Annotated in this window: 14 protein-coding genes and 2 pseudogenes; 7 read left to right on the top strand and 9 right to left on the bottom strand. The window is 62.3% G+C overall.

Annotated elements, in window-relative coordinates; translation table 11 throughout:
• Positions 1 to 4 precede the first annotated feature (4 nt).
• Together ACZ52D_RS19235 and ACZ52D_RS19230 are read left to right on the top strand one after the other, a co-directional pair.
• The gene (locus ACZ52D_RS19235) at positions 5 to 2,167 is read left to right on the top strand and encodes a thiamine pyrophosphate-dependent enzyme (RefSeq protein ID WP_464443708.1); all 2,163 of its coding nucleotides are present in this window, start codon (positions 5 to 7) and stop codon (positions 2,165 to 2,167) included.
• On the top strand, positions 2,167 to 3,708 hold the full coding sequence (locus ACZ52D_RS19230) for an indolepyruvate oxidoreductase subunit beta family protein (RefSeq protein ID WP_464443707.1): 1,542 nt from the start codon (positions 2,167 to 2,169) through the stop codon (positions 3,706 to 3,708). The genes ACZ52D_RS19235 and ACZ52D_RS19230 overlap by 1 nt, the downstream gene beginning before the upstream one ends.
• Positions 3,709 to 3,966: 258 nt before the next feature.
• Here the strand turns inward: ACZ52D_RS19230 and ACZ52D_RS19225 are convergent.
• Positions 3,967 to 5,318, bottom strand: a protein-coding gene (locus ACZ52D_RS19225) for an IS3 family transposase (RefSeq protein WP_464443706.1) whose coding sequence is annotated in 2 segments (ribosomal slippage) — positions 3,967 to 4,976 and positions 4,976 to 5,318 — 1,353 coding nt in all. Because the reading frame shifts where the segments join, the coding sequence is not laid out codon by codon here.
• Between the two features lie 100 nt (positions 5,319 to 5,418).
• Between ACZ52D_RS19225 and ACZ52D_RS19220 the strand changes: the two genes are divergently transcribed.
• Positions 5,419 to 6,102 (top strand): recombinase zinc ribbon domain-containing protein, encoded by a 684-nt coding sequence (locus tag ACZ52D_RS19220; protein WP_464443705.1) that lies wholly within the window; start codon positions 5,419 to 5,421, stop codon positions 6,100 to 6,102.
• Positions 6,103 to 6,572: 470 nt separating this feature from the next.
• Here the strand turns inward: ACZ52D_RS19220 and ACZ52D_RS19215 are convergent, their stop codons facing one another.
• From ACZ52D_RS19215 to ACZ52D_RS19200, 4 genes are all read right to left on the bottom strand, one after another.
• On the bottom strand, positions 6,573 to 7,298 hold the full coding sequence (locus tag ACZ52D_RS19215) for an aspartate/glutamate racemase family protein (protein WP_464443704.1): 726 nt from the start codon (positions 7,296 to 7,298) through the stop codon (positions 6,573 to 6,575).
• 21 nt (positions 7,299 to 7,319) lie between these two features.
• The gene (locus tag ACZ52D_RS19210; RefSeq protein ID WP_464443703.1) at positions 7,320 to 8,555 is read right to left on the bottom strand and encodes an NAD(P)/FAD-dependent oxidoreductase; all 1,236 of its coding nucleotides are present in this window, start codon (positions 8,553 to 8,555) and stop codon (positions 7,320 to 7,322) included.
• Between the two features lie 5 nt (positions 8,556 to 8,560).
• The gene (locus tag ACZ52D_RS19205) at positions 8,561 to 10,777 is read right to left on the bottom strand and encodes a TRAP transporter permease (protein WP_464443702.1); all 2,217 of its coding nucleotides are present in this window, start codon (positions 10,775 to 10,777) and stop codon (positions 8,561 to 8,563) included.
• Positions 10,778 to 10,877: 100 nt separating this feature from the next.
• Entirely contained in the window at positions 10,878 to 11,888 is a 1,011-nt protein-coding gene (locus tag ACZ52D_RS19200) for a TAXI family TRAP transporter solute-binding subunit (protein WP_464443701.1), read from the bottom strand.
• A gap of 165 nt (positions 11,889 to 12,053) precedes the next feature.
• Here ACZ52D_RS19200 and ACZ52D_RS19195 point away from each other — a divergent pair, with 165 nt between their 5' ends.
• The 3 genes and pseudogenes from ACZ52D_RS19195 to ACZ52D_RS19185 form a co-directional block, all read left to right on the top strand.
• Positions 12,054 to 13,010, top strand: coding sequence for a LysR family transcriptional regulator (locus tag ACZ52D_RS19195; protein ID WP_464443700.1), 957 nt, complete (start codon positions 12,054 to 12,056; stop codon positions 13,008 to 13,010).
• Between the two features lie 307 nt (positions 13,011 to 13,317).
• Positions 13,318 to 14,500, top strand: a pseudogene (locus ACZ52D_RS19190) (IS3 family transposase); the annotation flags it as partial.
• A gap of 67 nt (positions 14,501 to 14,567) precedes the next feature.
• Positions 14,568 to 14,798 (top strand): annotated as a pseudogene (locus ACZ52D_RS19185) (integrase core domain-containing protein); the annotation flags it as partial.
• 17 nt (positions 14,799 to 14,815) lie between these two features.
• Here ACZ52D_RS19185 and pta read toward each other — a convergent pair.
• From pta to ACZ52D_RS19165, 4 genes are all read right to left on the bottom strand, one after another.
• Positions 14,816 to 15,820 (bottom strand): phosphate acetyltransferase, encoded by a 1,005-nt coding sequence (pta, locus tag ACZ52D_RS19180; RefSeq protein ID WP_464443699.1) that lies wholly within the window; start codon positions 15,818 to 15,820, stop codon positions 14,816 to 14,818.
• Between the two features lie 11 nt (positions 15,821 to 15,831).
• Positions 15,832 to 16,833 (bottom strand): YeiH family protein, encoded by a 1,002-nt coding sequence (locus tag ACZ52D_RS19175; RefSeq protein ID WP_464443755.1) that lies wholly within the window; start codon positions 16,831 to 16,833, stop codon positions 15,832 to 15,834.
• Between the two features lie 129 nt (positions 16,834 to 16,962).
• Entirely contained in the window at positions 16,963 to 18,744 is a 1,782-nt protein-coding gene (gene xsc / locus ACZ52D_RS19170) for a sulfoacetaldehyde acetyltransferase (RefSeq protein WP_464443698.1), read from the bottom strand.
• 47 nt (positions 18,745 to 18,791) lie between these two features.
• The gene (locus ACZ52D_RS19165; protein WP_464443697.1) at positions 18,792 to 20,399 is read right to left on the bottom strand and encodes a GMC family oxidoreductase; all 1,608 of its coding nucleotides are present in this window, start codon (positions 20,397 to 20,399) and stop codon (positions 18,792 to 18,794) included.
• A 126-nt stretch (positions 20,400 to 20,525) separates the two neighbouring features.
• Between ACZ52D_RS19165 and ACZ52D_RS19160 the strand changes: the two genes are divergently transcribed.
• Positions 20,526 to 21,758, top strand: a complete 1,233-nt coding sequence (locus ACZ52D_RS19160; protein WP_464443696.1) for a TRAP transporter substrate-binding protein — start codon at positions 20,526 to 20,528, stop codon at positions 21,756 to 21,758.
• The last annotated feature ends 1 nt before the right edge of the window (position 21,759 follow it).

Below are 21,759 nucleotides of genomic sequence, written 5' to 3'. Positions count from 1 at the left end.
GCCGATGGCCGAAAGGTCGTTCAAGGCAGAGGTCGAACATCTGCGCAAGGGTGAGGGGCATACCTTCACCGGTGAGGGCATCCTGGCTATCACCAAGGCTCTTCTGGAGAATGGCGTGGGCTATGTCGGCGGCTACCAGGGTGCGCCGATCTCGCATCTGATGGATGTGCTGGCCGATGCCGAGGAGCTGCTGGGCGAGCTGGGCGTGCGTTACGAGGCCAATGCCTCCGAGGCCGCCGCCGCGGCGATGCTTGCGGCCTCCGTCCACTACCCGATCCGCGGCGCGGTGACCTTCAAGGGCTCGGTCGGGGTCAACGTAGCGTCCGACGCGCTGGCGAACCTCGCCTCCTCCGGCGTGACCGGCGGCGCGCTGGTGATCGTGGGGGAGGATTACGGCGAAGGCTCCTCGATCATGCAGGAGCGGTCTTATGCCTTTGCGATGAAGTCGCAGTTCTGGCTCCTGGACCCGCGCCCCAACCTGCCGTCGATCGTGAAGTCGGTTGGCGACGGCTTTGCCCTGTCGGAAGCGTCGAACACGCCGGTGATGCTGATGGTGCGGATCCGCTCCTGCCACGTGACCGGCAGTTTCAAGTGCCGCGACAACCTGCGCCCACCGCTCACCGTGCGCGACGCGCTGGCCAATCCGCAGCGCGACTTCGCCCGCGTGGTTCTGCCGCCGATGTCCTACCAGCACGAGCTCGACAAGATCGAAAACCGCTGGCCCGCAGCGGAGAAATACATCCTCGACAACGGGCTGAACGAGCGCTTCGGGCCAAAGGACGGCAAGGTCGGGCTGATCTGCCTCGGCGGCATGTACAACAGCGTGATTCGCGCCCTGCAGCGGCTGGGGCTGGCCGATCTCAGCGGCAATACCGAGGTGCCGCTTTACGTGATGAACGTGGCCTACCCGCTGGTGCACAGCGACCTTCTGGACTTCTGCGACGGCAAGGACGCGGTCCTGATGGTGGAAGAAGGCCAGCCGGAGTTCATCGAGCAGCAGCTTGGCAACATGCTGTTCAAGGCCGGCAGCGCGACCAAGCTCGAAGGCAAGGGCATCTTCCCCAAGGCGGGCGAATACACCGGCCAGGTGATGATGGACGGGCTGGATGATTTCTTCCGCAAATACGCGGCCCACCTGCTGCCCGGCCAGGTGCGCGCGCCCAATGCGCCCGCGCCCGAGATCCCGGATCTGAGCCAGACCGTGCCGATCCGCCCGCCGGGGTTCTGCACCGGCTGCCCGGAGCGGCCAATCTTTGCCTCGATGAAGCTGGTCGAGCAGGAATTGGGCAAGCATCAGATCTCCGCCGACATCGGCTGCCACCTGTTCGCCGCGCTGCCGCCGTTCGAGATCGGCGGGCAGACCATGGGCTACGGGCTGGGGCCTGCGTCCAACGCGGCATTCGACGGCGGCGGGGAGAAGCGCGCGATCTCGATCCTCGGTGACGGCGGCTTCTGGCACAACGGGCTCAGCACGTCGATCGGCAACATGGTGTTCAACAAGTCGGACAGCGTGGCGATCATCGTCGACAACTACTATTCCGCCGCGACCGGCGGGCAGGACATCCCGTCAAGCCGCGCCAAGAACGCCAGCAAGTCCACCAACAACCCGATCACCAAGGCGCTGGAAGGTGCCGGCGTCAAATGGATCCGGCAGATCGACCGGACCTATGACGTCACAAAGATGCGCGCCACCATCCGCGAGGCACTGACCACCGATTACGACGGGCCCAAGGTGATCGTCGCCTCCTCGGAATGCATGCTGAACCGGCAGCGCCGCGAGAAGCCCCAGCGCAACAAGGCGATCAAGGACGGCGCGCGGGTGGAGATCCCCCGCTTCGGCGTCGATGAGGACGTCTGCACCGGCGATCACGCCTGCATCCGGCTTTCGGGCTGCCCGTCGCTGTCGCTGAAGAAGCTGGACGACCCGCTGCGCGACGACCCGGTGGCGCATATCGACCAAACCTGTGTCGGCTGCGGCAACTGCGGCGAGGTGGCCGATGCGGCGATCCTCTGCCCGTCGTTCTACGAGGCGCGGGTGGTGCATAACCCCTCCGAGCGGGAGCGCCGCCGGGCGGGCCTGCGCAGCCGGGTGATCGCCTGGCTGCAGGCACGCCGCAGCGCACGGCAGCTCACCTTCGCCGGCAATGACGCGGGGGAGGCCGCCTGATGACTTTGGAACTGCCCATCAACCCGCAAGGCAGCCAGCCTGCGGCCGCAGAGGTGATCAAGCTCGCCATCCTTGCCGTTGGCGGCCAGGGCGGCGGGGTGCTGACAAGCTGGATCGAGGCGCTGGCCCGCGCCCAAGGCTACAGCGCGCAGGCCACCAGCGTCGCGGGCGTCGCCCAGCGCACCGGTGCCACGATCTACTACATCGAGATGGCGCCGGGCACGGTCAAAAACCCGGTGTTCTCCCTCGCGCCTGCGCCCGGCGACGTCGATATCATGATCGCGGCGGAGATGATGGAGGCCGGCCGGTCGATCCTGCGCGGCTTCGTGACACCCGACCGCACCACGCTCATCGCCTCCACCCACCGCGCGCTGGCTGTATCTGAGAAGATGGTGCCGGGCGACGGTATGGCCGATGCTTCCGAAGTGCGCGCGGCGGCCGAGACCGCGGCGCGCAAGCTGGTGATGGCCGATATGGAGCGCGCCGCAACCGGGGCCGGATCGGTGATTTCCGCCTCGCTCTTCGGCGCGCTTGCAGGCTCCGGCGCCCTGCCCTTCCCGCGCGCAGCCTTCGAGGATGCGATCCGCGCCGCGGGCAAGGGCGTGGAACCCAGCCTGCGCGCCTTTGCCGCCGGGTTCGACCTGGCGCAGCAGGGCGAGCCGCGGCCCGCGGAAGCCCCCGCACCCGCGGGCCCCGCGCAGCCGCAAGGCCCCGCGGGCAAGCTGCGCAAGTGGCAAAAGCTGGCGACGCGCGTGGCGGAGATGCCGGAGGCGGTGCAGGAGATGGCCCTGCCCGGCCTGCAGAAGGTGGTGGAGTTCCAGGACCTGGCGTATGGCCGCGAATACCTCTCCCGCCTCGATGAGGTGCTGGCCATGGACAGCGCGGACCACGGATATGAGCTGAGCCGCGAGGCCGCGAAATACATCGCCAATGCCATGGCCTATGACGACGTGATCCGGGTTGCCGACCTCAAGACCCGCAGCAGCCGCTTCGGCCGGATCGAGGAGGAGATGAAGGCAGACGGCAAGCTGATGACACTCACCGACTACCTGCACCCGCGGGCCGAGGAGATCGCGAGCCTGCTGCCTGCCGGGCTAGGCGCCAGGGTCGAGGCCAGCCCGCGGCAGATGGCGCGGCTGGAGAAGCTGTTCAGCAAGGGCCGCCGCATCCGCACCGACAGCCTGCGCGGCTTCCTGATGCTCTACATGTTGGGCGGGCTCAAGTTCTGGCGCCGCCGCACCCGCCGCCACGCGGTGGAGCAGGCGCATCTGGAGGAATGGCTCGCGATGGCGATGGGCTACCTGCCAGACCGCTACGGCATGGCGGTGGAGGTGATCCGCTGCCGCCGCCTGATCAAGGGCTACTCCGACACCCACGCCCGGGGCCTCGGCAAGTTTGCCCGCGTGCTGGAAGGCGCCCGCATGGTGCAGGCGCGCGAGGACGGCCCCGAGTGGGTGGCCCGGCTGCGCGAAGCCGCCTTGCAGGACGAAAAGGGGGAGGCGCTGGACGGCGCGCTGAAAACCATCGCCAGCTTCACCTGAACCGCCCGCCACTCGGCAATCCCCATTCGCGCTACCGGCCTAATGGCAGTGTTCCAAAAATAGGCCAGTCAAGCTTCATTGGTCCTGTATGCCCGACTTTGATCAGACAGGGAGAACGGCACAATGAGCAGGCCAACGAGAATATATTCCACTTGATCAGCCGCACCTGACTGGTCCGGTTTGATGTCCGTCGTCAGGGATTGTGGGGCAGATGGCAGCCTGATCTAAGAGAGGGCTTGGCGCATCTTGTTGGTTTGATTATGCGGCGGATTTGCGGTGAAGCAAACGCCGGGTTTCGAGGGTCCTTCGTTTGATCCTTTCTCGCTGTTTCAGGATGGTCTGGCCGCGCCCGAAATAGACATCCGCCGGAGTGAGGTTTTGCAGGCTCTGGTGATAGCGCCGGTGGTTGTCGTGGTCGACAAAGGCGTCGATCTGTTGCCTGAGATCACCGGGCAGGTCGTAGTTTTCCAGCAAGATGCGGTTCTTTAGGGTCTGGTGCCATCGCTCGATCTTGCCCTGGGTTTGCGGATGATATGGGGCACCTTGGACATGATCCATCTGCCGGTCTTCCAGCCAGTCGGCCAGTTCACCCGAGATGTAACTCGACCCGTTGTCCGAGAGCAGGCGCGGCTTGTGCAGGACGGTTGCCTGGTCACACCCCGAAGCCTGCAGCGCCAAGTCGAGGGTGTCGGTGACATCGCCTGACTTCATTGTCGTGCAAAGCGTCCAGGCGATGATGTAGCGGCTGTAGTCATCGAGGATGGTCGACAGATAGAACCAGCCCCAGCCGATAACCTTCAGGTAGGTGAAGTCAGTTTGCCAATGCTCGTACGGACGCGTTGTCTTGTCTTTGAACTCGTCTGCCGCCGCCAGAACCACATAGGCCGGGCTGGTGATCGGATCGCAGGATTTGAGGATGCGGTAGACCGAAGCCTCTGACGCGAAATACTTCTCCGTGTCAGTGAACTGAACGGCCAACTCACGCGGCGACAGATCGTTTTCCTTCAGGGCCAGATCCTTGACCGTCTCGCGAACAGGCTCGGGAATACGGTTCCAGACCCGTGACGGCTTGGGGCGGCGGTCCTCAAGCGCCTCAGGAGCGCCGGATTGATACCGTTCGTACCAACGATAGAAAGTCGTCCTCGGGATGCTCAGCTTGTCCAGCCTGCGGTTGGTCGGGAGATGCGACCCTTCGACGAGGCGGATAATCTCCAGTTCCTCCGATGCGGGATATCTCATTCGTCGTCGTCCCCATCCGCGATCATGCCTTTTTTGAGCAGTCGCAGTTCAAGGGCCTGCTCCGCAACCACTTCCTTCAGATCGCGAGCCTCACGGCGCAGATCTTTGACCTCGGTCGATGTCGCAGCACGCGCCGTATCACCCGCCAGGCGCTTCTTCCCAGCTTCGAGGAACTCCTTAAGCCAGCTGTAGTAGAGGCTCTGTGCAATGCCCTCACGTCGGCACAACTCGGCAATGCTGTCTTCGCCCTTAAGGCCGTCCAGCACGATCCTGATCTTCTCTTGACCTGAATACTGCTTCCGGGTGGCGCGGCGGATGTCCTTGACGACCTTCTCGCCGTGGCTCTTGCGTGTTCCGGGTTTCTGTCTCATCTCCACTCCTTGGTGGTTACGATGTGCCAGAAACCCTCTCTTATCAAATCACCCTAAATTGTCCCATTGGCGCTGACGTCAAACACGCCGCCCCAAAACCTTGTTTTCCGGCCTGATGGCCTGCGGCTTCTGCGGAGGCGGCTTTGCCAAGATCTCCAAGAACAGCTTCGGCTGTTCCCCGGCGCGGAACAAAGGAGCCGCGGTCTGCAACAACAAGCGCACGATCAAACAGGACGACCTGGAAGCCCGGGTGCTGGATGCACTGGCGAACCACCTGATGGATCCGGACGCGGTGCAGGTCTTCTGCGAAGAATACACAGCCGAGCGCAACCGGCTGAAGGCGGCAGCCGCCGGGAGCCGCAAGGAAAAGGAACAGGTACTGGCCCGCGCAAAACGGGATCATCAGAAGCTGGTGGATGCGATCCTCGCGGGCGTGCCCGCGGAGCAGGTCAAAGACCGGATGATCGAGCTCGACACGCGGCGCCAGCTGCTGGAACGGGAGCTGGCGCATACCCCTGCCCCGGACACGGTGGTGTTTCACCCGTCGATGGCGGAGGCCTACCGGGAGCGGGTCTCGCGGCTGATCAGGTCCCTTGGCACGGCCGAGGGCATGGAGGATGCCAAGGAGGCGCTGGTCGGGCGGATCGTGCTGATGCCCGCGGCGGAAGGCACTGGCCTGGATCTGATCCTGAAAGGAGATCTGGCCGGGCTGCTGCGGCTGGCGGCGGGTGCGGCGGGCCCGAACACGAAGAAGCCCCCGCTTTTTGCGGAGGCTTTGTCGTGACCTTTGGTTGCGGGAGCAGGATTTGGACACTGTTTCATTCAAGCCCGATAATTTACGGCTCCGTCGCCATTCGTTGCAAACCCTGTTCAGGCAACCTCTTACCTCTGCCGTGCGCAGGAAACGGATTTTACAAGCACAGCCGTTTGACGCAACCAGCAGAGGTGTTTTGCTCCGGCGCAGCCCGCCAATTCTTCCGTTCACTGCGTCTGCGTGTCTCAAAAACGGGATGAACCCTCACAATTCGGGAAGCCTTGTCTTTTCCAATCTTAACATTAGCGCATTTCTTGCAAGAGGACGGCAGAGCATGTCTGGCATTCCTAGCGTTTCATACCTTGAGCCGCTTCTCGGCCTGACCTGATCAGAAACAGCCCTGCAGATTATCGTTGTTACAGACATGAACGGTTTTCTTGCTGCCGTCGATGACGCTTTCAGTACCCGAAGGTGCTGGATCGAAGCCGCAGCTCCTTGGACTAATCGTATTGAACACGCCCAGAGAAACGGCGCCGGACGGTGATCGAATGCGCCATCGCGGCCAGGGTCGTCAGATCCGCAACCGGCAGGCCTATGGCTGCCTGCAGCGCGTGCGCATACGGCGGCAGATCAGTGCATTCCAGCACGACCGACGTGACATCCGGCGCCTGCTCCAGCAATTGCCGCCCTGCCGCCGCCAGCTCCGCTGTCAGTTTCTCTTCGTCTATCGCGGTCCGCTTGCTGTGAAGGATGACCTCGGAAAACTCCTGCCTATCCTCCATTCCGATGACCGCCACAGGGGCCTCCCCCGCCCCAACCGCCGCAAAATGCGCAGGCGTCAGCGCAGAGGCGCGGGCGGTGATTACCCCCACCCTGCCCCGCCGCCCCGCCATCTGGTGCATCAGCGGGATCTGGATCAGGCTGGAGGAAAACACCGGAACAGAAACCTGTTCCGCCAGCTCTTGCTGATAGAGCGCCATGAAACCGCAACTGCCGGTGATTGCGGCGCATCCCGCTTGCTCCAACTCCCGCGCGGCAACCAGGAACGGCGCAAAGAACTCCAGGCTGGGGCGCTCCAGCAACTCGGCGATGGTGGTGCCCTTGACCACCGCCTTAAGTACCGGGAACGGCAGGCTGCTGGTGCAGCGGATATGGCCCGGCGGCTTAGCAAAATGGGTGTCCAGGCACAAAAGGCCGATGGGAGCGCTGTCCGGTTGACTGATCATAACAGAAAATCCTTTCCGACCTCAGAACCGCCCTGTGGCATAAGGGCCGCAATCAATGTTCGGGGTCCGCCCGGTCAGCATGTCGGCCAGCAGCTCGCCGGTTTTGGGGGCCATCATCAGGCCGTAGTGGGAATGGCCGAAACCCGCGTAAAGCCCCGCGTGCCCGCCGAATTCACCGATCATCGGCAGCGTGTCAGGAAACGACGGGCGGCGGCCCATCCAGAATTTCGGCGACGCGGTCACCAGATCGGGAAACGCCGCCTTGGCCTGCGCCTGCATCCGCGCCTGCTTGCGGCTGTCCTGCGGCGCGTCGATTGCCGCAAACTCCGCTTGCCCGGCCACCCGCAGCCCGCCCGTCATTGAGCTGGCGACGAATTTCGCATCCGTATCCATGACCGAATTGTTCAACTCGATGCCCGCCTCGGGAAACTCGATGTGATAGCCGCGCTCGCTGGCCAGCGGCACCGCGATGCCCAGCGGCTTCAGCAGCTCCGCCGACCAGGCCCCCATGGCAACCACCACCCGCCGCGCCGCGTAGGTCTGCGCGCCGCAGGTGATCCGCCAGCCGCCCTCGCCGCGCCGCAGCCCGTCAACCGGCGCCTGCAGGATCTCGATGCCCAGCCGCTCCGCCTTTGCCGCCAGCGCCGCCATGATCTGCCCTGGCGACAGCGCCCGCGCCTGGCCGTGGATCAGCACCGCCGACTTGAAGCCGGGCGACAGGGCCGGCTCGATGCGCCGCAGCTCGTCCTGCCCGACCAGCTCCAGCCGGGCGCCCTTGTCGGCCCGGATGCGGTAGTCGATCGCCTGCAGCAGATTCCTGCCGTCCTTCCGGTAGGCATGCACATAGGCGCAGTCCTGCACCAGATGCTCCTGCCCGGTGCCCTCCAGGTGCCGCCGGTACAGATCCACCGAGGGCATGCACAGCGGTTCCATCGCATCCGCGATCTCCTGCACCCGCTGCGCCGAGCTGTTGCGCAGGAACGAAAGCCCCCAGGGCACCATCCGCGGCCAATAGCCGGCCCTCACGCTCAGCGGCTGATAGGCGCCGAACATCAGGTCCGGCAGCTTCTTCCAGATCCCCGGCAGCGACTGCGGGATGAAGGACCAGGGCGAGATCACCCCCGCGTTGCCCGAGGAGGTTTCCTGCCCCGGTTCGCCGCGGTCGATGAGCCGCACCGGCACACCGCGCCCGGCCAGGGAGAGCGCGGTGCAGAGGCCGACTGCACCGGCGCCCAGGATCGTGACTTGATCATTCATGGTGTTCAGGCCGCCTCCGCCTTGGCCTGCAGCGCATGCAGCAGCTGGCTGATGATAGCCGGGCTGGCAACCACCAGCGCTGCCAAATCCGCCTGCAGAGACGGCGCGATGAAGATCAGCCCGGCCAGCGCCAGCAGGATACGGAACACCATGCCCATCGGGGCCAGCCAGTAGCCGACAACCGCCGCCGACAGCGCCACCACCCCGGCGATGCAGCTCGCCGCTGTGTAGGTGAACTCAACAAAGTCGAAGCCGGTAGAGGAGACGAACAGCAGCACCGGCGCATAGACAAAGGCCATCGGCGCCACCACCTTGCCCAGCCCCAGCGAGAACGCCGACAGGCCGGTGCGGAACGGGTTGGAGTTGGCAATCGCCGCCGCCGCATAGGCCGAGGTGCAGACCGGCGGCGTGATCTCCGCCACCACCCCGTAGTAGAGCACGAACATATGGCTGGCGATCGGCGGAATGCCGAGCTGCGCCAGCGCGGGCTGCGCCACCGACACCAGCATGATGTACAGCGCCGTGGTCGGCACCCCGGCCCCCATCAGGATGCAGGCGATGGCGATGAAGACAAGGCTGATGAACAGGGTCAGGTCCTCGACGCTGAACAGCTCGAAGCTGCCGATGCTGAACAGACCGTGCAGATCGCCGCCCAGATTGGCCGCCGCCTGCGTCACCATGAAGCCGATGCGGAAGCCGACGCCGGTGGTGTTGATCACCCCGATCACGATGCCGACCGCCGCCGAGGCCGCGCCGACCGCCAACGCGTATTTAACACCGGTCTCCAGCGTGTCCGCCATCTCCGGCATGGTGGTGCGCTCCTGCGGGTTGAAACAGGCCAGCACCGCGCCGCCCATCAGCAAGAGCGACATCGGCAGATCGAAACCGCCGCCGACGTATTTCCACAGCACAAAGGCAATGAAGGCGGTCGGATAGGCCAGGGTCAGCGGCGCCTTCATCCGGCTCATGCCTGCAATCAGCGCCAGCGATATGCCGCAGAAGGCGGACATATAGGGCGTGTAACCGGAGAACAGCACCGTCAGCAGGCCGACCAGCGGCACCAGGTTAGCCCAGCCGTCGCACCAGACCGCGCCCAGCTTGGGCAGCATGTCCTTGGACATGCCCTTCAGGCCCAGGCGGCGCGCCATCAGATGCACCACGGCAAAGACGCCGGTGTAATGCAGCAGCGCCGGGAAGATCGCCGCGATCACGATGGTGGTGTAGGGCACCTCCAGAAATTCCGCCATTATGAAGGCCGCGGCCCCCATGATCGGCGGGGTGATCTGGCCCCCGGCCGATGCCGCCGCCTCAACCCCGCCCGCGAAATGACCCGGGTAGCCTAGCCGTTTCATGTTGGGGATGGTGAGCGCGCCGGTAGAGACGGTGTTGGCCACCGAGGAGCCGGAAATGGTACCAAAAAAGGCAGAGGACACCACCGAGACCTTGGCCGGCCCGCCGGTGTAGCGGCCCGCCAAGATGGTGGCGTTGTCGATGAACAGCTGCCCCAGCCCGGTGCGCTGCGCGATGACGCCGAACAGCACGAAGTGGAAGACGATGGTCGATACCACCCACAGCGTCACCCCGAAGATGCCTTCCTGCGGGAAATACATCGACGACACGAAGGTGCGGAACTTGACGCCCGGATGCTGCAGGATGCCCGGAAACACCGGCCCGAACAGCGCATAGGCGATGAACACGCAGATGATCAGCGGCAGGATCCAGCCCAGCGTGCGCCGGGCGATGTCCAGCACCAGCACAATCAGGATGCAGCCGAACACCATGTCATAGCTGTTGGGGTTTCCCATCCGGAAGGTCTGCTCTTCGATGCCCAGCATCGGGATGCCGTGCCAGGCAAAGCCGAGATAGAGCGCCGAGGCGGTGCCCAGCACCATCAGTAGCACATCCAGGAACGGCACCCCGCCCAGGTGAAAGGCGCCTGTTTTCAGGTCAAAGGCGGTCTTGCTCTTCAGATGCGGGAACAGCGCATAGATCAGGATGAACAGCCCCGACAGGTGCCAGCCCATGTGCCAATAGTCCGGCGGCAGCGCAAAGCCGGCGGTGAGGTAGTGATAGCCTGCAAAGGCCAGCGCGACATAGCGCAGGAAGGCGCTGAACCGGGTGGAGACCTCGCGCGTGGCGGCGCCTTCGTCGTATTTCTTCTCGATCGCGGCCAGTTCCTCGGCCGTGAGTTCGGGGCTGGTCTGCTGAGGCGCGTCGCTCATAGCGTACCTTCCTGCTCTGAGTAACGTGAAAGACAATCCGGGCGGCGTGCCCGCGTTGGTAGGCCGCCCGCTGGGTTTGATCCGGGGGAGAGAGGCCGGATCAGTTCAGAAGCCCGGCTTCCTTGTAGAACTTCTCAGCACCGGGATGCAGCGGCACGCCCAGCGACCCGATCCCGTCCAGCGCGGTCTCTAGCGTGATCTGCTTGCCCTTGGCATGGCCGTTATCCAGCAGGTTGCGGGTGTTCTTGTTCCACATCGCTTCGGTGATGCCGTAGACTAGTTCGTCCGGCAGATCGGAGGAGACAACCAGCAGCGCCGAAACCGCCGGGGTCTTCACCTCGTAATCCACGCCGTCATAAACATTGGCGGGGATTTTCGACGGGATGTAGGCCGGGATGATCTCATTGATCTTGGCCAGGTCCTCGTCGGTGAAGCTGTGCAGCTCCATGCCCTTGGTGGTGGCCAGCTGGACCATCGCCGACACCGGCCAGCCTGCGGCGTAGAAATAGCCGTCAAGCTGCCCGTCGGCCAGGCGCTCCGCCGACTGGCTGTTGTTCAGTTCGGCCTCGTCCATGTTGTCGCGGGTCACGCCCCAGGCGTCCAGCATCTGCAGCACCGCAACCTGGGTGCCGGAGCCCGCCTGCGCAATGCCCACCCGCTTGCCCGCAAGGTCGCCAAGGTCGTTGAGCGACTGGCCCTTGGGTAGCACAAGGTGCAGGTCTTCTGGATAGAGGTTGGCAACGATGCGCAGCTTCTCATGCGGCTTGCCGTCGAACTTGCCCTCGCCCAGGTACATCGAGCGGGTGACATCCGCAGCGGCCATGCCGGCCTCCAGCTCGCCGTTCTGCACCGCGGTGTTGTTGAACACCGACGCGGTGGTGGACTGCGCGATGGCGATCAGCCCCGGCACGCCGCACTGGCCGCCCTCGTCGCAGGGGCGCGAGCCTGGAGGCGCGGAAATGCCGTTGGCAATGGTGCCGCCGATCGGGAAATAGGTGCCGCCGGCGCTGCCGGTGCCGATGCGGAAAAAGGTCGGGCTCTGGGCCGCGGCGGCACCCGCCACCAGCGACGCTGCCAAGATTACCCCGCTCAGCCGTGTCATCATGGTCATCTTAACTCTCCTGTTGGTCTGGCCCGGGTTTTGCTCCGGGGAATGCTGCTGCAAGAGGATGAGGCAGATATTGAATAAATACAAATTTTAATACTTTCAGTTATCCAAAGTTGAGCTTATATATAACAGGCGCGAAGCCGAACTCATAAGACGGGATTTTTCTGCATGAATCTTTCGCAAATGACGGCGTTCCGCGCGGTGATGGAAGCATCTTCGCTCTCTGCCGCTGCCGAGAAATTGGGCCGCACCCAGCCCGCCGTCAGCCTGGCGGTCCGGTCATTGGAAGAATCGCTGGGCCTCAAGCTGTTCGAACGGCGCGGCCGCCAGCTGGTGCCGGTACCCGAAGCACATTACCTGCACGCCGAAACCAGCGACATCCTGGACCGGCTCAGCAATGTCGCAGGCACCATGAAAAGCCTGACCGCCGGCCAGAGCGGCAGCCTGAACGTGGCCTCGATGCCGGGACCGTCCATCTTCCTCTTCCCGCGCTACATTAGCCGCGTTGTCGGCAGCAACCCCAGTATCCGCATCTCGTTGTCATCGCGGACCTCTCCGCAGATCCGCGAACTGGCCGCAACCCAGGGCTTCGACTTCGGCTTTGCCGACATGATCGGCCGCGAAGCTTCGGCGCAAACCTTCCGGCAGGAGACCATTGCCGCCGATTGCTTTTGCGCCATCTCGCAGGACCACCCCTTGGCGCAAAAACAGGTAATCGCCTGGAGAGATCTCGACAACGTGCCGCTGGGGCTGCTGCAAAGCACCCATATCACCCACCAGAAAACCGTCGCCGAACTGCGCAATGTCGGCGCAACACCTAATGTCGTCCTCGACAGCCAGTTCTTTCTGCCGATGATGCCCTTCATCAGCGCCGGGCGCTGCCTGTCAGTTGTGGACCCGCTGACCGCGGTGACCGAGCACGAGGTCGATATCACCGGCGGCCGCGTGGTCTTCCGCCAGATGGAAGGCGGCTTCCGCTACGAATACACCATCATCTCCCCGGTGTTCCGCCCGCTGTCGCAGCTCGCGCTGCAGATCAAGGACGGCTGGAAAAACGAGGTGATGGATCTGCTTGCCAAGGCAGGCGCCCGGCCGGAGTATTTTCCTTCCGCACCGGACCTGTGACCGGCTTGAAGTAAACCTTCCGGAAGCCCCGTGCTGAACCGGCCCCCGCTCAACGCCGCATATGCAGCGAAATCCTTCTGAGTGAGACGGGTGCGGCAGGCTTGGCGTAGACACTATAACGAGGACAGACGTCGCAGTGCGATCGGATAAAACGTACCGATCGCCATGCACTATCCCGATGGCGTCACCAGCCCGTCATCGTGAAACAGCCGGAAAAATCCAGCTTCCGGCGGTCCAAGGTTGGGTAGCAGAGCACAAACCCGCAGACTCTCGTCATGAGCGAGGGACTCGCGGGGGGCAGGTCACACAGAACCTCTACTACAGCTGCTCCAAGGAGTTCCTTGAGGCTGGGAAGAAGCACCTGGCGGGTGATACGGCGCGTGCAGCGACATCGACCGAGGTCAAAGATCTGCGCCGTGAGGCACGCGATCTGAAGGAAGTGGTTGCGGAGCAGGCCCTTGAACTGCGACTGCTCAAAAAAAGCATGATCGCGGATGGGGACGACGACGAATGAGATATCCCGCATCTGAGAAACTGGAGATTATCCGCTTCGTCGAAGGGTCGCATCTCCCGACCAAACGCACGCTGGACAAGCTGGGCATCCTTAGGACCACTTTCTATCGTTGGTATGAACGGTATCAATCCGGCGGTCCTGAGGCGCTTGAGGACCGCAGCCCCAAGCCGTCCCGGGTCTGGAACCGTATACCCGAGCCTGTTCGCGAGAAGGTCAAGGATCTGACCCTGAAGGAAAGCGATCTGTCGCCGCGCGAGCTGGCCGTTCAGTTCACTGACACGGAGAAGTATTTTGTGTCAGAGGCTTCGGTCTACCGCATCCTCAAATCCTGCGATCTGATCACCAGCCCGACCTATGTGGTTCTGGCGGCGGCAGACGCGTTCAAAGACAAGATAACGCGTCCGAACCAGCTTTGGCAAACTGACTTCACCTACCTGAGGGTTATCGGCTGGGGCCGGTGCTATCTGTCGACCATCCTTGATGACTACAGCCGCTACATCATCGCCTGGAAGCTTGGCACGACAATGAAGTCAGGCGATGTCACCGACACCCTCGACTTGGCGCTGCAGGCTTCGGGGTGTGACCAGGCAACCGTCCTGCACAAGCCGCGCCTGCTCTCGGACAACGGGTCGAGTTACATCTCGGGTGAACTAGCCGACTGGCTGGAAGACCGCAGATGGATCATGTCCGCGGTGCCCCATATCATCCGCAAACCCAGGGCAAGATCGAGCGATGGCACCAGACCCTAAAGAACCGCATCTTGCTGGAAAACTACGACCTGCCCGGTGATCTCAGGCAACAGATCGACGCCTTTGTCGACCACGACAACCACCGGCGCTATCACCAGAGCCTGCAAAACCTCACTCCGGCGGATGTCTATTTCGGGCGCGGCCAGACCATCCTGAAACAGCGAGAAAGGATCAAACGAAGGACCCTCGAAACCCGGCGGTTGCTTCACCGCAAATCCGCCGCATAATCAGACCAACAAGATGCGCCAAGCCCTCTCTTAGATCAGGCTGCCATCTGTCCCAAAATCCCTGACGAGGGACAAACTGCTCAACGGTGAAATCTTCTACAGCCTGCGCGAGACACAGATCCTGATCGAACAATGGAGGAGACACTACAACACAAAGAGACCACACAGAGCCCTGCGCTATCGCCCGCCGACCCCGGGAACAATCGTCCCGATAGACCAGAGGTCGGCCATGCATTTACAATCAAACCGGACCACTCAGGTGGAGCTGATCACAGTAGCCGCCGCAATTCGCAAATAGTACACGTAGTTAATCGCTTAGATGCCATGCTCCGCCTGCGCGGCGGTGACAGCGATCATGTGCAGGATGTCCTCAGATGAACAACCTCGCGACAGGTCATTGGCCGGCTTGGCGAGGCCTTGGAGGATCGGTCCGATGGCCACCGCTCCGCCCACGCGCTGCGCAATCTTGTAGGCGATGTTGCCACTTTCGAGGTTTGGGAAGACGAAGACATTGGCATTGCCACCCAACGTCGAATCTCCCGCCTTTGAGGCCGCGACATCGGGCACGAAGGCTGCGTCGAACTGCAACTCGCCGTCAATCAAAAGTTTGGGATCGGCGGCCCGGGCAATCTCGGTCGCGGCCACCACTTTCGACACCGAGGTATGGCTTGCGCTACCTCGCGTCGAAAAGGACAACATCGCCACTCGTGGCACATCACCGGTCAACACGTTATAGGACCGCGCCGAAGCCAGAGCAATCCGGGCCATTTCCTCGGCATCCGGGTCCACGACCAAGCCGCTGTCGGCAAAGACATGCGCGCCCTTCTTCATGTGATGCGACTGACAAAACAACATCAGAAAGAAACTCGACACCAGGCTGGTCCCCGGCGCCGGGCCAATGACCTGGATTGCGGTGCGCACGATTTCTGCTGTGGTCGCTGCCGCGCCGCCAACGGTGCCATGAGCATGGCCCGTATGCACCAGCAGCGCCGCGAAGACATGAGGCGACCGGGCGGCTTCGCGGGCCTGCTCGGCTGTCACGCCTTTGTGCTTACGTCGCTGATGAAACGCCTCGGCCAGCTCTTCGAATAGGGGCGAAGTTGCGGGGTCATGGATCTCGACACCTGCGTCGGGCACAGCGCCAAGCGCCGCGAAACGCGCGCGGATTACGACTTCAGGTCCGATCATCACGACCCGGGCGATCCCCTGTCTACGAGCTTCGATGGCGGCTTGGACGGCACGCGGGTCATCGCCTTCGCTCAGCACGATTTTCTTTTGCGAGCGAGCCGCGTTTTGCAGAAGCAATTCAAGAGGTTTCATGACGATTCCTATCAGTGACCAAGGAAGGCAACGCCCAACAGAACGAAGGCGGCTATGAAAGCGGTTTCGGCTAAAATCAGCGCAATCGCTTGGCCGCCCACGTCAAGAATGCGCCTAAGCGAGGTCTTCATGCCCACCGCGGCGATTGAGATAAGCAGCGCCCAGCGGCTGAGCGACGACAGGAATTCGACAATCACGCCGGGGATAAGACCGAAAGAATTGAACGTCGCAAAGATAAGGAAGCCGATGACAAAGAACGGCATGATCGGCGGCCGCTTGCCGTCCATCTCGTCGGCAAAGTTACGCCGCACCAGCACCGAGATCACCAGCACTACAGGGGCCAGCATCGCCACACGGATCAGCTTTACAAGAGTCGCGACCTCGCCGACCTCCTCGGACACGGAAAAGCCCGCACCGACCACCTGGGCCACATCATGGATGGTACCGCCAAGGAAAACGCCCGACACCTCGTCGTTGAATTCGAAAACCTCGGTAAGAATAGGATAGGCAATCATCGCTAAGGTCGACAAGACGGTGACCGAGAGCACCGTGAAAATCAGGTTTCGCTCGGATTGCTCATTCCTAGGCAGCACCGCCGAGATCGCCATTGCCGCGGATGCACCACAGATTGCCACAGATCCTCCGGTCAGAATACCAAAACGCCACCCCCGGCCCAGAAGGCGGGCAGCAAGGAAGCCAAAGAGTATTGTCAGAATCACCGCGGCAATAACAACGACGACCAGTTGCGGCCCAAGCCCCACCATCAACTCGACCGAGATTCGGGCGCCTAAAAGTGCCACGCCGAACCGCAGGACGGTGCGGGCAGTGAACTCGATACCCGGCTTGCAGGCACCTTCTTCGGACAGGAAGTGGAACGCGATCCCTAGGAGCAGCGCCATCAGCATCGCCGGAGCGCCGTAGTGTTCCGACAGGAACTGTGCCGATACGGCGACCACCACGGACACCAAGAAACCCTGGACATTGCCACGCACGAAATCCCCCAAACCGGCCATCGACAGTTTGGATGCGCTTGTCACTTGCATCATAATTCCCTTTCTGAAAGCGCCCACCCGGGCGGAAGGACAGCCTAGGTGGACGCGGAGGCCGGGACAGCACCAGCTGCGCCCCGGGTCCCGAGTTCGTCAGCAGGCCATCGGCTGAGGACGCATGTCGTCGCGGTTGATGCCCGCTACCGACACCGGCTTTTTCATCGCATCGCGGCGGAAAGGCTCACCCAATTCCTGGTTCAGCAGAACTTCGATGAAGGTCGTCTTGCCCTCCTTCATCTGCGCCTGAACGGCAGAGTTTAATGCCTCAGTCAGCTCCTCCATCGTCGAGACCTGCACGCCCTCGACGCCGCAGCCGCGGGCGATGGCCGCGTAGTTCACGTCCTGTGCGAGTTCGGTGCCTACGAAGTTGTCGTCGAACCACAGCGTCGTGTTGCGCTTTTCGGCGCCCCACTGGTAGTTGCGGAAGATCACCATGGTGATCGGCGGCCAGTCGTCGCGGCTGACCGAGACCATCTCGTTCATCGAAATGCCGAAAGCACCGTCACCAGCGAAGCCCACCACCGGTAAATCCGGGCGACCGATCTTGGCCCCGATGATGGCCGGGAAGCCATAGCCACAGGGCCCGAAGAGGCCCGGCGCCAGATACTTGCGGCCTTCCTCGAAGGTCGGATAAGCATTGCCGATGGCGCAGTTGTTACCTATGTCGGAGGAGATGATCGCCTCTTTCGGTAGCGCCTGCTGGATAGCACGCCAAGCCATGCGCGGTGACATCTTTTCGGGCTCGCGGCCGCGCGCTCGCTCGTTCCAGGTGGTGCCCGGGTCGTCCTCCTCGTGGTCCATCGAGGTTAGCTCCTGCGCCCACCGCGACTTGGTTTCCGAAATCAGCGTCTTGCGCTCGGCCCGGCCCGCATCGCCAGCGTCTTCAGACAGTTGCGCAAGAATGCCGTTGGCCACCTTCTTCGCATCACCGACGATGCCCACCGAAACAGGCTTGGTCAGGCCGATACGGTCGGGGTTGATGTCGACCTGGATGATCTTGGCATCCTTCGGCCAGTAGTCGATGCCATAGCCCGGCAGGGTCGAGAACGGGTTGAGCCGGGTGCCCAATGCTAGCACCACATCGGCCTTGGCAATCAGCTCCATCGCTGCCTTCGACCCGTTGTAGCCAAGCGGACCAACCGACAGCGGATCCGAGCCGGGGAAAGCGTCGTTGTGCTGGTATCCACAGCAGACCGGGGCATCCAGCCGTTCAGCCAGGGCCTTGGAGTCATTGATTGCGCCACCGATCACCACGCCCGCACCGTTCAATATGACCGGGAACTTGGCCGAAGACAGAAGCTCCGCCGCGCGGGTCACGGCCTCCTCTCCGCCCGAGGGGCGTTCGAACTCGACAATGGCGGGCAGGTCGATGTCGATCACTTGGGTCCAGTAGTCACGCGGAATGTTTATCTGAGCCGGAGCGCTGGCGCGTTTGGCCTGCAAGATCACACGGTTCAGAACCTCGGCCATGCGCGAGGGATCACGCACCTCTTCTTGGTAAGCAACCATGTCTTCTAGCAGTGCCATCTGCTCAACTTCTTGGAAACCGCCTTGCCCAAGCGTCTTGTTCGCCGCCTGGGGCGTCACAATCAAAAGCGGGGTGTGGTTCCAGTAGGCCGTCTTGATCGGCGTCACCAGAGACGTAATCCCGGGTCCATTCTGCGCCACCATCATCGACATCTTACCGGTGGACCGGGTATAGCCATCGGCGATCATCCCGGCGTTGCATTCGTGGGCGCAGTCAAAAAACTGGATCCCAGCCGCCGGGAATAGATCGGAAATCGGCATCATGGCCGAACCGATGATCCCAAAGGCTTTTTCGATACCGTGCATCTGCAGCACTTTCACGAAAGCTTCTTCAGTCGTCATTTTCATGGCGTTTCTCCTGAGTGATATGTTTGGGGGGAACGTGTGAGGGCGGCTTAGCCGCTATCTTCAAGGATCATGTCGCTGGCTTTTTCGCCGATCATGATGGCGGGCGCGTTGGTATTGCCGCTGACAATTTCAGGCATGATGGAGCAATCAGCCACGCGCAGACCGCGGATGCCATGCACCCGAAGCCGCGCATCCACCACCGTTCCCGGCCCCTGTCCCATCTTGCAGGTGCCGGTGGGGTGATAGATTGAGGATGAATGGTTGCGCGCCCAATCCAGCGTACCGTCGTAGTCGTCAAGGTCGAGGTCCCTGGTAGGGCGGAACTCTTCGGCAATCTTGGCGTTCAGCGGCTCTTCCCGCGCGATCCGTCGAGCGATTTTGACGCCTTCGACGATAGTGCGGCAGTCTAATTCAGTCGCGAGGTAGTTGGGGTATATTTTCGGATGGCTGCGCGGATCATTGCCATCTAGCACGATCTCGCCCCGGCTTTCGGGCCTGAGCTGGCAGACTGAAACCGTGAAGGCTGAGAAGGGGTGTACGCCTTCGCCGGGACTGTCCGCCGACCAAGGCTGAACGTGGAACTGAATGTCCGGCGTTTCCACGTGCGGGCCGGTTTTCATGAAACCCACCGCGAGGCTGGCTGCCATTGTCATCGGGCCGGAACGGAAAAGCGCGTATTTCGCCGCGATCCGCGCCTGGTTGAAAAGCGAACGTACCTCGTCGTTCAGTGTCGGCTCGTTGCACTTGAAGACCAGCCGAGCCTGCAGGTGGTCTTGCATGTTCTTGCCCACTGCGGGCAGATCTCGGATCACCTTGATACCGTTGTCCTTCAGCTGATCGGCTTCGCCGATACCCGACAGCATCAGGATCTGCGGCGAGCCGATAGCACCCGAGGACAGCACCACTTCGCGGGTGCAATTGACAGTCTGTTCCTGCCCCGAACCGTCTAAATAGGTCACACCGGTGGCGCGGCCTTCGTCGATGACGACGCGGCTGACCTGGGCATTGGTGATTATTTCCAGGTTGGGCCGCTTGCGCGCCGGGTTGAGGAAAGCCACGGCAGAGCTGCAACGGCGACCATTTCGTGTGGTCAACTGGAAATACCCTACGCCCTCCTGCGTCGCGCCGTTGTAATCGGGGTTGTATGGGTAGCCCGCGTTCTGAGCCGCCGCGACCCAGGCATCGCAGATCGGGCGTTGCAGTCGCATGTTCGAGACCGAAAGCTCGCCCTCGGTGCCGTGAAACTCGTCTGGACCGCGCTCCTGATTCTCGGAGCGTTTGAACAGCGGCAGGACATCGTCCCAACCCCAGCCCTCGTTACCCATCTGGCGCCAGCGGTCGTAATCCTCGGCCTGACCGCGCACATAGAGCAAACCGTTGAGAGAAGATGACCCGCCCAGCACTTTTCCGCGCGGCCAGTCGATCGAGCGGCCATTCAGGCCGTCGTCCTTCTCGGTTCGGTAACACCAATCGACGCTCGGGTTGTGCATCGTCTTGAAGTAGCCAACTGGCACGTGGATCCACGGGTTCCAGTCGCGTGGGCCGGCTTCCAGCAGGATGACGCGATTCGCCGGGTCCTTGCTCAGACGATTCGCCAGCACGCATCCGGCGGACCCCCCACCCACAACAATGTAATCGGCCTGCTTTGTCTGCATCGAGCGGGTCCTCCCAGTCCCAGGAAATCGGAGTGCAAGTTTTCCTTGCGTCAACATCCATATGATCTTAAAAATGATACTGCAAGTCTCAAAAAAGACAATTTATGAACACGGGAGGAGAAGTTCATGAAGATTTCCGAAAAGTTAAGGGGCGTTTCGCGCCGAGATTTTTTCAAGGTGGCTGGGCGTTACGGCCTGTCTTCGACCGTGTTGGGGCTGGGAAGCCTGACGGGGGCGGTGTCACTGCCCACGCTGGCGGCTGCGGCAGAATCGACCTATGAGAAGCGCTACAAAAAAGAAGCCAGACACACGCTGAAGTTCGGAGCTTCGGGCTTTAATGCACGTAACCTGTTGATTGAGCGCGCCGGCTGCCTTGAGTTCGCCCGCGACCTGGAAGAGCGCACAGATGGCGAAATTCGTGTTGAATTCATCGGCGACAACCAGATTTGCGGTCAGCTTTCCTGTGTCGAGAAGACTCAGAACGGCATCGTCGACATCTATGCCGCCTCGACCCAGAACTCAGCCGGCGGTGCGCCCTACCTGAACGTGCTGGATTATGCCTATGTCTTCCCGGGGCGGGCGTCGCAGTACCACTTCCTCTACAGCCCCGAATCCAACGCCATCTTGCGCGAGCCGCTGGAAAAGCGACACGGATTGAAATTCCTGTTCAGCCACTGCGAATTGCGCGGATTGCAGATGGGTAAAACCTTCGAAGACAGACCGACCGTCACCAAGCTTGAAGAGCTTTTCGGCACCAAGAACCGCGTCACGGGCACCCAGCTGGGCCGTATTGCGATGCAGCAGCTGAACCTCAACCCGGTGCCCGTGGCCTGGGAAGAAACACTCGACGGGCTTAAGACCGGCCTGATCGACGGCGCGGAAACCTGGGCATCGGCAGTGGGTTATGCCAACATGTCGCCCGTGGTCTCGCAGTCGGTCGACCTGAAGTTCTTCTGCGGCACCGAGCACACCTCAATGTCAGCCAAGGTCTTTGACAGCCTCGACGGCCACCTCCAAGATGCGGTCATGGAATCCGCCTACCTGGCTCAGGTCCACGTTCAGGCGGCAAACGAGGCGGCACTGGTCAAGACGGTCGGTTTCTCGGACCCGGTGCTGCCCGGCACACTGTTTGACGAACACAATGTGCGCCCTGCCTTCCTCGCCGACGATCAGATCAAGATGGCCGAGGAGATGTGTTCGCCCGAGTACAACCCCGAACCCTGGGCGCAATGGCGAGACCGGCTGAACAAATGGGCCGGTGGCATCGACACCTATACCGAGCTGCATCGTGTCGCTCGCCAGGTACCCGCCCACATGAAGCCCGAAAACGTCGAACCCCGCCGTTGGTGGAAAGGCTAGG

This window comes from Leisingera sp. S2M4, from assembly GCF_055398055.1.
The sequence above is the reverse complement of the archived record's forward strand: the minus strand, read 5'-3'. Positions and strand labels throughout refer to the sequence as shown.

What these genes read in the sequence shown, in the direction of transcription:
- ACZ52D_RS19235 (WP_464443708.1), top strand. Translation starts at nt 5, where the DNA reads ATGGCCGAAAGGTCGTTCAAGGCAGAGGTCGAACATCTGCGCAAGGGT.
- ACZ52D_RS19230 (WP_464443707.1), top strand. Translation starts at nt 2,167, where the DNA reads ATGACTTTGGAACTGCCCATCAACCCGCAAGGCAGCCAGCCTGCGGCC.
- ACZ52D_RS19215 (WP_464443704.1), bottom strand. Translation starts at nt 7,298, where the DNA reads ATGATCAGTCAACCGGACAGCGCTCCCATCGGCCTTTTGTGCCTGGAC.
- ACZ52D_RS19210 (WP_464443703.1), bottom strand. Translation starts at nt 8,555, where the DNA reads ATGAATGATCAAGTCACGATCCTGGGCGCCGGTGCAGTCGGCCTCTGC.
- ACZ52D_RS19205 (WP_464443702.1), bottom strand. Translation starts at nt 10,777, where the DNA reads ATGAGCGACGCGCCTCAGCAGACCAGCCCCGAACTCACGGCCGAGGAA.
- ACZ52D_RS19200 (WP_464443701.1), bottom strand. Translation starts at nt 11,888, where the DNA reads ATGACCATGATGACACGGCTGAGCGGGGTAATCTTGGCAGCGTCGCTG.
- ACZ52D_RS19195 (WP_464443700.1), top strand. Translation starts at nt 12,054, where the DNA reads ATGAATCTTTCGCAAATGACGGCGTTCCGCGCGGTGATGGAAGCATCT.
- pta (WP_464443699.1), bottom strand. Translation starts at nt 15,820, where the DNA reads ATGAAACCTCTTGAATTGCTTCTGCAAAACGCGGCTCGCTCGCAAAAG.
- ACZ52D_RS19175 (WP_464443755.1), bottom strand. Translation starts at nt 16,833, where the DNA reads ATGGCCGGTTTGGGGGATTTCGTGCGTGGCAATGTCCAGGGTTTCTTG.
- xsc (WP_464443698.1), bottom strand. Translation starts at nt 18,744, where the DNA reads ATGAAAATGACGACTGAAGAAGCTTTCGTGAAAGTGCTGCAGATGCAC.
- ACZ52D_RS19165 (WP_464443697.1), bottom strand. Translation starts at nt 20,399, where the DNA reads ATGCAGACAAAGCAGGCCGATTACATTGTTGTGGGTGGGGGGTCCGCC.
- ACZ52D_RS19160 (WP_464443696.1), top strand. Translation starts at nt 20,526, where the DNA reads ATGAAGATTTCCGAAAAGTTAAGGGGCGTTTCGCGCCGAGATTTTTTC.